Annotated in this window: 9 protein-coding genes and 1 pseudogene; 4 read left to right on the forward strand and 6 right to left on the reverse strand. The window is 45.3% G+C overall.

Features of this window, described 5'->3' with window-relative positions; translation table 11 throughout:
- Positions 1 to 71 (reverse strand): annotated as a pseudogene (gene rhtB / locus AB4653_RS01455) (homoserine/homoserine lactone efflux protein); the annotation flags it as partial.
- Between the two features lie 81 nt (positions 72 to 152).
- Here rhtB and AB4653_RS01460 point away from each other — a divergent pair.
- Both AB4653_RS01460 and AB4653_RS01465 read left to right on the forward strand, forming a co-directional pair.
- Positions 153 to 1133 (forward strand): alpha/beta fold hydrolase, encoded by a 981-nt coding sequence (locus AB4653_RS01460; RefSeq protein ID WP_009848220.1) that lies wholly within the window; start codon positions 153 to 155, stop codon positions 1131 to 1133.
- 190 nt (positions 1134 to 1323) lie between these two features.
- Entirely contained in the window at positions 1324 to 2151 is an 828-nt protein-coding gene (locus AB4653_RS01465) for a Cof-type HAD-IIB family hydrolase (RefSeq protein WP_009848219.1), read from the forward strand.
- Positions 2152 to 2239: 88 nt separating this feature from the next.
- On the opposite strand, the gene AB4653_RS01470 is transcribed toward AB4653_RS01465, so the two are convergent.
- On the reverse strand, positions 2240 to 2707 hold the full coding sequence (locus AB4653_RS01470; RefSeq protein WP_017098543.1) for an EVE domain-containing protein: 468 nt from the start codon (positions 2705 to 2707) through the stop codon (positions 2240 to 2242).
- Positions 2708 to 2746: 39 nt separating this feature from the next.
- On the opposite strand from AB4653_RS01470, the gene AB4653_RS01475 reads away from it, so the two are divergent.
- Entirely contained in the window at positions 2747 to 4291 is a 1545-nt protein-coding gene (locus tag AB4653_RS01475) for a COG3650 family protein (protein ID WP_009848217.1), read from the forward strand.
- Positions 4292 to 4293: 2 nt separating this feature from the next.
- Positions 4294 to 4890: a tRNA-uridine aminocarboxypropyltransferase gene (locus AB4653_RS01480; protein WP_009848216.1), complete on the forward strand. Its 597-nt coding sequence runs from the start codon at positions 4294 to 4296 to the stop codon at positions 4888 to 4890.
- A gap of 180 nt (positions 4891 to 5070) precedes the next feature.
- On the opposite strand, the gene AB4653_RS01485 is transcribed toward AB4653_RS01480, so the two are convergent.
- The 4 genes from AB4653_RS01485 to xerC all read right to left on the reverse strand — a co-directional run.
- Entirely contained in the window at positions 5071 to 7551 is a 2481-nt protein-coding gene (locus AB4653_RS01485; protein WP_009848215.1) for an EAL domain-containing protein, read from the reverse strand.
- 191 nt (positions 7552 to 7742) lie between these two features.
- Positions 7743 to 10241, reverse strand: a complete 2499-nt coding sequence (locus AB4653_RS01490; RefSeq protein WP_009848214.1) for an EAL domain-containing protein — start codon at positions 10239 to 10241, stop codon at positions 7743 to 7745.
- Between the two features lie 165 nt (positions 10242 to 10406).
- A complete protein-coding gene (gene yigB / locus AB4653_RS01495) occupies positions 10407 to 11123 on the reverse strand; it encodes a 5-amino-6-(5-phospho-D-ribitylamino)uracil phosphatase YigB (protein WP_009848213.1) in 717 nt (238 codons plus the stop codon).
- 15 nt (positions 11124 to 11138) lie between these two features.
- A partial coding sequence (gene xerC / locus AB4653_RS01500; RefSeq protein ID WP_372103145.1) for a tyrosine recombinase XerC occupies positions 11139 to 11985 on the reverse strand: 847 nt, incomplete at its 5' end.

Below are 11985 nucleotides of genomic sequence, written 5' to 3' on the forward strand. Positions count from 1 at the left end.
GTACCTGAGCCCGGTGCCAAACTAAACAAAATCGCCGTGACGACATAAGCAAGCCAAACATGAGTATCCATTTGCATTTCCTTACTAGTTCTTTAATCTAACAACATTAGTAGCGATGACGCTCTCACATGCATCAGTTCAGGTAATTTCCCATGGAAAACCACAGTGCCACCCTGTTTTCATACACGCAAGAACCTGAGTTCGAGCAAGCGATTAAACACCCGATCTCCACCCTTTGGCAACAACGAAAGGATGGTTATGTCACATCATCTGGTAAAAAAAGGTTGTACTGGTGTAGCTTAACTTCTCCGACACACACCAAAGCTATTGTTATTTCAAATGGTCGCATCGAGTGCTGCTTAAAATACCAAGAGCTCTTTTATGATTTCTATCAGCAAGGTTATGACGTTTATTCATTTGACCACCAAGGTCAAGGTCAGTCGGAACGTATGGTAACAGACTCTGACATTGGTCACATTCACGAGTTTGATGATTACGTATCAGATATGTCTGACATTATTGCCAGTTTTGATCTTAGCAAGTATTCCAATCGCTACCTGCTCGCACATTCGATGGGCAGTACAATCGCCACTCGCTACTTGCAAACTCATCCCAACCACCCGTTTGACAAAGTCACTCTGTGCGCTCCGATGTTTGGGATAAATACTGAATGGTACTTCAAGCCTATCGCAATGCTTGTTGGGCAAGCTCTCACCGCTTTCTATGCCAAGCCGACTTATGCCCCCGGGCAACAGGCGTATTACTCTAAGCCCTTCGAAAATAACTTATTAAGCCACAGTAAGGTGCGCTATCAGTGGTTCCGTTGCTTATATGACGGTTCCCCTTCTTTGCAGGTTGGCGGACCAAGTACTCGCTGGGTATGGCAAGGGTTAATGGCCGCCAAGCAGGCAATACAACAAACTCGTCAAATCAAGATCCCACTGCTATTGATTCAGGCAGGGGAAGAGAAGATTGTGAGTAACGATGCTCAAGTGAAGTTCATCAATAAGCTGAAAAAAACCAACTCTGATTGCCAGTTTAAGGTGATTGAGGGTTCTAGGCATGAGGTACTGTTTGAGCAAGATGAATACCGTAATCACACACTGGATGCTATCAATCAGTTTTTTGCCTAGATCGAATAAGCTAATAGGCTAAGTAACCGACCAAGAAGATAAGCGCTAAAGAGGAAGAGAAGTAAGTGAGCTTTGCCCTCTTTTCTTGCATGAAATTGGCATACAATTTCCACCTAGAGATATTGTGGTTAAAACGATGCTAGCGTTGGCTAGTATTGATATTTGCTAAGCATTTTGCAATGAGGGTTAAATGACTATTCCTGCACTTAAAGATTCCGTGAAAATTGTTGCTTCTGATTTAGATGGTACGCTTTTGGCTCCCAACCATCAGCTAAGCGACTTTACCAAACTAACGCTTAAGAAGTTACACGAGCAAGGTTACACCTTTATCTTCGCTACGGGTCGCCATCACGTCGACGTAGCAGGGATTCGTCAAATTGCAGGGATTCCGGCATACATGATCACGTCAAACGGTGCTCGCGTACACGACCAGAACGATCAACTGATGTATAGCCAGGACGTCCCTCAGAAATTAGTTCAACCGGTTATTGATATTGTTCGCCAAGATCCAAATATCTTTATTCATATGTACCAGAATGAAGATTGGCTACTCGACCGTGAAGACGAAATGCTCGCTAAGTTCCATAGTGAGTCTGGCTTTAGCTACAAGCGATTTGAAGCTGATAATGCCCCAAGCGACGGCATTGCTAAAGTCTTCTTCACACATCCAGAGCAAGACCACGAATATCTGGTCACGTTTGAGCAAAAGCTAAAAGATGCGTTTGGAGACAAACTGAACATCGCCTTCTCAACACCTTGGTGTTTAGAAGTGATGGCCGCTGAAGTATCTAAAGGCCACGCCTTAGACGCTGTTGCGAAATCATTGAACCTAACACTGGATAACTGTGTTGCCTTTGGTGATGGCATGAATGACGCAGAGATGCTGGCGATGGCGGGTAAAGGTCTAATCATGGGCACATCACATGAAAAAGTGATGAAAGCTCTACCAGACAATGAAGTGATTGGCAGCAACGCAGACGACGCCGTTGCTCACTATCTAGAAAAGCACCTGCTCTAATCTCGTCTCGTCGAAGAGATCTGAATAAATAAAAAGGCAGCCAACTAGCTGCCTTTTTTGAACCTTACGTAAAAAGCTCTCTCTAACGCTATCGAGAACCCTGTATTTCTTTGCTTAATATTGCCTGCCACTCTTGTTCGGTAACCGGCATGATCGATAATCGGTTGCCCCGTTTAACCAGTGGCATTTCTGACAGTTCAGGCATGGCTTTAAGTGTTGCCAAAGGAATCAAGCGTTCAGTCACTCGCACAAACTCAACATCAACCATTATCCAGCGTGGATTATCGGGCGAAGACTTAGGGTCGTAGTAATCACTCTCTGGGTCGAACTGAAAGTGGTCTGGGTAGGCTTCTCTGGTTACTTTCGCGATCCCCGCCACGCCAACTTTTTTACATGATGAATGGTATATCATCACCAAGTCTCCAAGCTTGACGTCATCACGCATCATGTTTCGAGCCTGATAGTTGCGTACACCCTCCCAACAAGAGGTTTTTTGTACTCTCAGAGTCTGAATAGAAAAGGTGTCGGGTTCTGTTTTAAATAACCAATATGCCATAATAAATCCAATTAACGGTTGCTCCGAGGAAGATATAACATGAAGGTAATGAAAAACCCAGTGACATGGCTAGTCGCATTCACTCTACAAGGCTGTGTCACAGCGCCAGATGCTCCCCAAAAGCCAGAACTACCACCAGCAACCTTGGATGAGCCACTGAGCATTCAACCGCAAACCTTCATCATGCGTGGTCAGGTTGTGGTTGGCCATGAAAGCCGAACCTTCACCCCTTGCGGTAGCCAACAACAATACTGGTTAAACTTATCTCCAGAGTTAGCGCTAGAAGCACAAGGGCTCTCAACGAGACCTTACCAAGCTTTATATGGCGAGCTGATTGGTCACCTAACCGTACCGAGCCAAACCGGGTATAACGCAGATTTCACGGCACGTTTCGTGGTTGATCAAGTGAATATCCTAACCGCAGAAAACCCTAATCGTTGTGACCAACCACTGCGTTCAACACGAGTATTCGGTAACGAACCCTTTTGGTCAGCAACCTTCGATAAAGACCAGCTCAAATACACCAAGATGGGCGAACAGCCACAGCTCCTTGATATTGAATCGAGCCGCACCACACCAAGCAGTCGTGATTACCAATTAGAGGGTAAAACAGCACAAGGCAAACTCAACCTTACGAAGGAGAGCTGTAGCGACGGTATGAGTGATTCTATCTATGGATGGCATGCCAAGCTTAACCTCAATGACAGTAACTATAATGGCTGTGCAACGGTCTCTAACCAAGACTCAACACTGGACTGGAGTGGGCTCTACTTCGCGAGCTCAACGCAGAACACTGGATTCTCTATCAACCTTGAACTCAACGATGACCACAGTGCTATCACGACTTATTCATACAGCAATGGAGACCCTTCTATTGTTGAACAGGGCTTCTGGCAGCAACTGAATCAAAATCAGGTACAAGTGGTTATGACTCGCCACCAGCAACAGTATTTGATCTCTGAGCGCATCTTCACGCTCGATAACGGTAAGCTCGTCGCTGAAAAAGAGAAAGTGGGCAACGTTGTCTACCCGATTGCCAATGGCGGTCTGGTGCTATTCGAAGCTAAGAATGCACAAGCGCAAGTAAACACCACCGCTAACGTTGATCTAACCGCAAAGCAGGTGAACTCCAGTGATCAACTTGATCTAAAAGTCGACCAAGCGATCCGTGAGTATTTTAAGATCAACAACAGCTCACCTGACGATACCAAGTACCGCTGGTTAACCTACGACTTAAATGGCGATGGTAAGGAAGAACTGCTTGCCCAGCTCGATTGGTGTGGCTCTGGTGGCTGTACATTGCTAATTTTCGAAAACCATCAAGATAACTGGCGCTTCAATAGCCGAGTGACACTGGTTAAGGGCGACATACGCTTAGGTAAATCGCAAAACCACGGCTGGCAGGATCTGATCTTCAATGTCAGTGGCGGCGGTGCTACACCTGCAAAACACACCCTGTCATACTCAGGTGTCAGCTACCCGCTAAACCCAAGTGTCGCTCCAGTTGCAGATGATGCTGATATCAGCGACGTGGTTTTGTTTGCTGATGGTATCTCACCCGCACAAAGTGGAGTAAAGCTGTAAACATGAGTAACCAACAAGCTTGCCCCGGTTGTGGCTTCACTCACCAGTGCGTTTGTCATCTAATACCGACGGTTGAAAGCCAAACTGATCTTGTACTATTGACTCATGAGAATGAGCTGTCGCGAGACACCAACACCGGAAAGCTGCTTCAGCAATCTCTTGAGCAGTGTCAGTCCTTGGTATGGCAAAGGAAAACACCACCAGCGGAGCTAATGGCACTGCTTGAAGATGAAACACGACAACCGTTTCTGTTATTCCCAAGTGATCAAAGCATCGAGTGTCAGCAAGCTGTGATGACCCAAGCCCAGAATCGTAAACCGCTATTCATCATCTTGGATGGCACATGGCAAGAAGCGAAGAAGATGCTTAACAAGAGCTCGTGGTTACAAGCAGTCCCACAAGTTCATCTCGACATCACCAGTGAATCCTCTTACACCTTGCGCCGCAATCAAGACAGTGGCCATTTGTGTACTTGCGAAGTGGGCATTGAGTTGCTCAAATCTTTAGGTGAAAGCGAACCTGCCAAGCTCATTGATGACTACTACCAACAGTATCTAAAAGTATTCCACGCCGACAAATGTGGCCATGCTCTCAAATAGATCAAGCAAGAGCACGGGAAGGCAATAAGCACATTTTAGGGCGGGACAGATACTGAAAACAAAAAGGGTGAGCCATGAGCTCACCCTTTTTACATCGTACTTTAATCTATTGAACCATTTAGTGTTTCACGTGAAACGCACACTCTAGCTGTTCCTTGAAAAGAGATTCTACTCTCCCTATCAGAATAAGCGTTGAGGCTGACCAAAGTAGTAACCTTGCAGGTAATCGATACCCATGTCTTCCGCAATACGGCACACTTGTTCGTTATGAACAAATTCAGCCACCGTCTTAGCATTCAGAATCTGACATAAACTCACCAGTTGCTGAGCGATCTTGCGCTGTTTCTTATCTTTATCGATATTGCGAATCAAACTGCCATCAAGCTTTATGACTTGTGGTTCTAACTTCAATATCTCATCAATGTTCGAATAGCCGGAACCAAAGTCATCAACAATAATATTCACACCAAGGTCGCGGAAGTGATTACACACCTCGATCAAGCGACCGTAATCCTGAATTTGTTCCGTTTCTAACACCTCTAAGCCAATACGCTGTGGGTGACTGATTTTCTTGATGGCTTGCTCAAGGTGAAGAATGGTTTTCTCATTGCTAAAATCTTGTGGCGCCAAGTTAATTGAGAACGAATCGGTTCGCTGACTCATAAAATCAAAGGTACGCGTTATCATCTGGCGACTCAGGCGCGTATAGAGATGCGTTCCTTCTATGATTGGCAAGAACTTACCCGGTGCAATCAACTGACCGTCCTCTTCAATTCGGACCAAGCACTCATAGCTTTCTACCTGATGGCTGTGTGCCGAGACAATAGGTTGGGAACACGCCACAATATTCTGATTAAGCACCGCGCGACTGACACACGACAGCCAGCCAAGCTGCTCTTGGCGATGCTTCTCCAATTGAATGAGCGTCTTGGCGCTCACTAGATGCTTGTTCTGACTCACGGCGCTGCGCCTAGCATCAATCGCCTTCAACAACAAATCATCAATCGAGGTCGTAGGAAAATCTCGACGGCTGGCTATACCCGCACAGATGGATACCGACAGGTAATCAATATCAGGCAACCCCGTTGGTTCAAAATTCACATGTTCCGTTTGGTCTGCAAATTCAGAAAAACGCTGATGAATATGTTCTTGCCCCACCCAGCTATCAAACACCACCGCCCACTCACCGATACCAATGCTATAGAGCTGACACCCCTCATCAAAGAACTGCCACAGCGCCTTTTGAAAATACTCGCTTAAATCATGCAGAAGCTTGTCACCGACTCGATAGCCATACTTCTCATTGATTTGGCCAAATGTCGTGACTTTCAAAGCCAACAAATGACTATCGGTACTCATTTTTGACAGCTTTTCACGCAATACGCTTCGGTTAGGTAAGCCTGTACGGCGATCAATTCGGTAGCTCGCGGTCAATGCGGTCGCTTGCTGTTGAATCTTACTCGCCATGCTGTTGTTCATGTCATCGACATCAAGCAGAGCATTTCGTATCAATGAAAACAGAGGGGAAATATTGGTCGCGGGTTGTGTCTCTAATGGCAATACCGCCTTGCCCTCACCTTCCCTAAGCGCAAGATAAGTGAGGCTATGATGCAAAATTCGTTGCTGGCCATTATCTTGATAGAGCTCTCCCATGCAGTAAACGCCATAGGTGTCCGCTAATGCTTGGAAAACCTCAACCTCTTGGTTGCCATCAATGAAATCAATGCGAGAGGTACAGTTGTAGATAAAAAACTGTTCTGGCTTATGGGAAGCAATCTGTTGAACGCCCAATCGGATTTGCTCTAGGGTCAATGAAGGATGGTCATAACAAAACCGCACCTCATCACCAACCTGAAACGACCCACTGAATTCGATCTCTCCGCCCTCTGTCACCTTGAGCGGTAAGTGAGTGTTCTGGTCTTTGGGTTCACCGACCATCAAGGGGAAGTTATACAGTTGCTCAAAAGGGATTTCGAGACCGTCAGCGAGGTAACGATTATAGACTTCTCGGACAGGTATACCGTCCAATTCAGCTAGCCGATTATCTTGAGCATCAGTCACTCGGAAGGTACGACCAATGGGGTTCCATTCGCAGTAATACCCCTTAGTAATTGAGAGTTCAACACTGTGCAGTGCTAACATGACATAGGCATTTTCATAGCAAATACCATCGAGCATCACCCATCGTCCATGCTCTGTAATGGTCGATGCACCGCCACAAACAGGTAATGAATATATCGACTGCTCAAACGCTGAAAATAGATCTTGGTTATTTATCTGCAAGCGATCGGCGAAACAGATAATGCTTTGAGTATCAGCATTACATTCAAGCTGCTGCCACATCGCTTGGCTATCCCGTCGAGGCTGCTCGCTATATTCGACAACCCCACAAGTGTAAGACGTCGCTTCAAAGCGAGTAACAATAACATAGAGACCTTTATGCAGGATTACACCTTGGCTGATGTAGTGATTAGCACTACAACCAATCAATTTGGCGTTGGGGAAAGTCGACTGGATTACTTGGCAGGCAGCCAACACCGAATCTTTCTCGAAAGAAGAAAACACCTGAATCAGTAGATTGTCATGTGGATGAAAATCTATCTTTTGCAATTCACGCTGGGTGTACTTAATGTCTTGTATCTGGAAAGAGGTCGATTGCATATTCACATTAATCGTTACGTTAATGATTTGTTATTGTGCTTATTATAGATAAAGCTTGCACGGAATACTTACAATCGTCTGATAAATAATGTGACGCTAGTTAGACATCATTCATTCTACTAAAGAGCCATCATCAGTGCCAGTGAAGCACTTTAAAAGCAAGTGACGTTAAGGTCTGAGGGCTTTAATAACTAAAACAGTCGCTTAGGCTCACCAAAGTAATAACCTTGCAGATAATCGACACCCATTTGCTCTGCAATTTCACAAACCTGTTGGTTATGGACAAATTCGGCAACTGTTTTGGCGTTAAACACCTGACACAAGCGTACTAATTGAGAGGCGATATTCCTTTGCTTTGGGTCTTTGTCGATATTGCGAATCAAGCTACCGTCGAGCTTTATGATCTGCGGCTCAAGTTTAATGATCTCATCAATATTGGAATAACCAGAACCAAAGTCATCAACAATGATTCTCGCCCCAAGAGCACGGAAGTGATCACACACTTCTATCATGCGGCCATAATCTTTGATCTGTTCAGACTCGAGAACCTCTAGACCAAGTCGAGTAGGGTCGTTCATACCACTAATCGCTGACTCGAGAACCTCAAGCGTCTTATCGCTCAGTAAGTCTTGTGGGGATAGGTTGATTGAAAAAGAACTCTGCTTATTTGCCATGTAGCCAATGGTGTTTCGAATCATGTGCCGGCTAAGGCGAGTATAGAGATGCGTGTCAGCAATAATGGGTAAGAACTTACCAGGGAGTACAATGGTACCGTCCGACTCCATGATTCTGACCAAACACTCTTGGCCAATCATTTCGTGAGTACCAGACGCCACAATCGGCTGTGAGTAGGTGATAATGTTCTGATCTAAGATTGCGCGGCTTACACAGCTCAGCCAGCCTAGTTGTTCTTTACGATCTTCCTCACTCACCTGAATGTTTTTGGCATTAGTGATGTGAGTATTGTTCCGCACCCCGTAGCGTCGAGCTTCAATCGCTTTCAACAAGATCTCATCACCGCTATCAGCTAAGAAATCACAGCGACTAGCGAAACCACCACACAGAGAAACCGAAAGGTAGTCTATGTCGGTTAATCCATATGGCTCAAAATTAATATGCTCAATACCATCAGCAAACTCGACGAAACGTTGCTCTATCTTCACGCTATCGACACTCGCGTTAAAGATAATTGCCCACTCACCGACACCAATACTGAACAGTTCAACCTTTACCTTGGATTCCGTAGCCACACTAAGGTGCAATCGGTTGACAAAATGATTCGACAGATCAAGCAGTAATTGGTCACCCACTTGATAACCGTATTTTTCGTTAACTTGATGAAAATTAGTCAGCTTCAGCGTCAACAGATGTTCATTGAATAAAATCGTATTGAGGCGTTCTTTTAATACAATACGGTTAGGTAGCCCAGTGCGAGAGTCAATACGGTAGCTTTCAGTTAAGCGACGTGCTTGTTGATGGAGTTTGTTCTCCATCTGAGTATTCATACTGTCAAGATCTGCGACCGCATTTCTGACTAAGTTGAGTAGTGGCGATACCGTTGAGTCTCGCTTAAAATCTTCGCAACGAAACTCATTAATCTCGTCCGACTCTCTCATCGCAATATAGGTAAGGCTGTGATGCAGTATCTCTTGGCGATCGTCGTTGCGATATAGTTCGCCCATGCAGTATGCACCACACGCGTTTACTATCCCTTCAAATGGTTTGAGCTCAAGTTTACTGTCGATAAATTCTAGTCGAGATACACAGTTATAGATGATCACAGATTCAGGCTGATGCACGGCAAGCATCTCAGCGCCGTGACGCACTTTTTCTGCGGTCAAAGAAGGATGATTATAACAAAACTGGGCCTCTTCGCCGACATGCCAAGGGCTATCAAACTCAATACTACCATCATCATTAATACGTAGAGGCGTCGAGATGCACTTCTTTCTGCCGAGCTCTCGATACAGGGGGAAGCTCATCAACTGACTAAAAGGGAGATCTTTACCATCAGCAAGGTAATGTTTGAACACCTCGATAGCCGGCTTGTCATTCAACGCATATAAACGATTTCCAACTGCGTGTGTCACTCGCAATTTCATCCCAATAGGATTCCACTCAGAATACGCGTCCGACCAAATCTTTAAGCTAGGGTTAGTCAATGCAACCGCAACACAAGCATGTTGGTAGGTTTGCTCATTATGCATAACCCAACGGCCATATCCATTCTCGTGGCACAGCCCACCAGCAACTGGTAATGCGTAAGGTAAACTCTCAAAGGCGCTATAAATAGGATAGTCACGCCCTTCAACCTGATCGCACAAGCTGATAACCGTTTTGGTTTCTTCTGTAAGGTTTAATTGAGAAGCGAGATCTTGGCTGTCTTGATTTGGGTTTCCGGTAAACGTCTGAACTGTAGACGTTAAATGGGTATCGTTAAATTCACTGACGACGACTAAGGTACATTCATGCTTCAGGCTGTTATCACAGATAACATAACGGGCGCTCTGACCGATTAACGTCGCATGCCCTATGCGATTGAGGGCTGCATTGGCAATTCGACGAGCGATATCAGAGGACTGAGCAGAGAAAATTTGAATAAGGTACTGTTTGCTGTCACACCACTCTCGCTGATCAAATTGAGACTTAAATAACTCCTCAGTATTTGCGAGAAATGTAAATGTTTGCATGCCAACCCTTGTTCGAAATCGAGTGAAATGAGAACCCGTACTACTATGAATCAAAAATTCCGATCAAAAGTAGTCGCCAATTATCCTAGCCTAAACAGGCATTTAATTGTGACTAATGTAACAATTCAATATCATAAATGCGACACATTAAGCTTACTACGGCCATTAAGTTAATCGCATAAGATCACTAAGTTGCTCTATTTCAACATCAGGCAGCACTGTTGCCTTAGGGGAATCATATAAATTGGAACCAGTATCATTAAACCAGCATGCTTGGAAACCATTTGTCTTCGCTCCACAGACATCGGTTCTAAGATGGTCACCAACATGGAGAATATTCTCAGCGTCACAATTTAGGTATTGCTGAGCTCTATCAAACATATCTGGGTAGGGTTTTGCTCTGCCGTCAGGACCGGCTTTAAGGATTAATTGGAAGTACTGCCCCAAGCCAATTTTATGTGGGTCGACATTGCCATTAGTAATCGCAACTAAAGGAATACGTTGGCTCAGCTCAGCCATCACTCGATGCGTTTCTTGTGGCACATCCACCTGATTTCGCAGCCACAAGGCGTGTTCTATGCCTTCACGAGCCGCTTGTTCTGCTTGCTGCTGAGAATACCCCAGTTGTAACAAACCACGCTTAATCTGTGTTTCTCGCCACACGGTGACATCATGCTTTAACGCTGGGTTTTCAGAGGCGACTTGCTGTTTGATACCTTGCCACTCTTCTAACGAAAGAGAAGCAGACACAGGATGCTTTTGATAAAGCCACTGCGCCATCTCTTTCTCAACCTTCATGATCACAGGCCAGTTGTCGTACAAGGTATCATCCAAATCAAAGGTCATGGCTTTGATGGGCTTTAACCCTCGATAAATTCGCATAGTTAAACCTTTAATCTAATCTTTATTCTTCTTACGAGCTCTTGGATGAGCTTGGTCATAAGCTTGTGCTAAATGTTGGAAATCTAAGTGAGTGTACACTTGGGTTGTCGAGATGTTTTCATGCCCGAGCAACTCTTGAACCGCACGAAGGTTTTGGCTCGACTCCAGTACATGCGTTGCAAAGGAGTGGCGCAGTTTATGCGGGCTGATGTGACTCGCGACAGATTGCTTCTTGCCCCACTCTTCCATGCGCTTTTGCACGCTGCGATGAGAGATACGAGTCCCTAACTTCGAGACAAACAGTGCTGGCTCACCCGGCGAAGCTAGTTCACCACGAACTTTGAGCCATTTCTCAACCCACTCTTTCGCTAAACCAGAAAAAGGCGCTTTGCGTTCTTTGTCGCCTTTACCAATCACTCGGATTTCGCCTTGTCGACCCAATACATCTTTAAGATTGATACCGACCAGCTCAGCCAAACGTAATCCAGCACCATACATCACTTCCATCATCGCTCGGTCGCGAATTGACAGTGGGTCGTCCTCATTCACATCAAGCAACTGACCGACTTCATCAACATCGAGGTTTTTAGGCAAAGGACGTTGTTTACGAGGTGCTGAAACCCCTTTGGCTGGATTGGCGGTCATTTCGCCACGCAAGACAAGGAAATCAAAGAAGCTGCGCAGTGACGATAAGCGAGTCGCAATACTGCTCGCTTTCATTCCTTCGCGCATGCCTTTACTTGCAAGTTGTCTTACCCACGCCGCATCGACTTGAGACCAATCCTTTAGTCCAAGAGTGACTAAATGAGCGGCCATGGTTTCAAGTTGTTGTTTGTAGTTACGTTGGGTGTGTAAGCTGAGT

This window comes from Vibrio sp. 10N.222.48.A3, from assembly GCF_041475345.1.
GTDB lineage: Bacteria > Pseudomonadota > Gammaproteobacteria > Enterobacterales > Vibrionaceae > Vibrio > Vibrio tasmaniensis_A.

What these genes read in the sequence shown, in the direction of transcription:
- AB4653_RS01460 (WP_009848220.1), top strand. Translation starts at nt 153, where the DNA reads ATGGAAAACCACAGTGCCACCCTGTTTTCATACACGCAAGAACCTGAG.
- AB4653_RS01465 (WP_009848219.1), top strand. Translation starts at nt 1,324, where the DNA reads ATGACTATTCCTGCACTTAAAGATTCCGTGAAAATTGTTGCTTCTGAT.
- AB4653_RS01470 (WP_017098543.1), bottom strand. Translation starts at nt 2,707, where the DNA reads ATGGCATATTGGTTATTTAAAACAGAACCCGACACCTTTTCTATTCAG.
- AB4653_RS01475 (WP_009848217.1), top strand. Translation starts at nt 2,747, where the DNA reads ATGAAGGTAATGAAAAACCCAGTGACATGGCTAGTCGCATTCACTCTA.
- AB4653_RS01480 (WP_009848216.1), top strand. Translation starts at nt 4,294, where the DNA reads ATGAGTAACCAACAAGCTTGCCCCGGTTGTGGCTTCACTCACCAGTGC.
- AB4653_RS01485 (WP_009848215.1), bottom strand. Translation starts at nt 7,551, where the DNA reads ATGCAATCGACCTCTTTCCAGATACAAGACATTAAGTACACCCAGCGT.
- AB4653_RS01490 (WP_009848214.1), bottom strand. Translation starts at nt 10,241, where the DNA reads ATGCAAACATTTACATTTCTCGCAAATACTGAGGAGTTATTTAAGTCT.
- yigB (WP_009848213.1), bottom strand. Translation starts at nt 11,123, where the DNA reads ATGCGAATTTATCGAGGGTTAAAGCCCATCAAAGCCATGACCTTTGAT.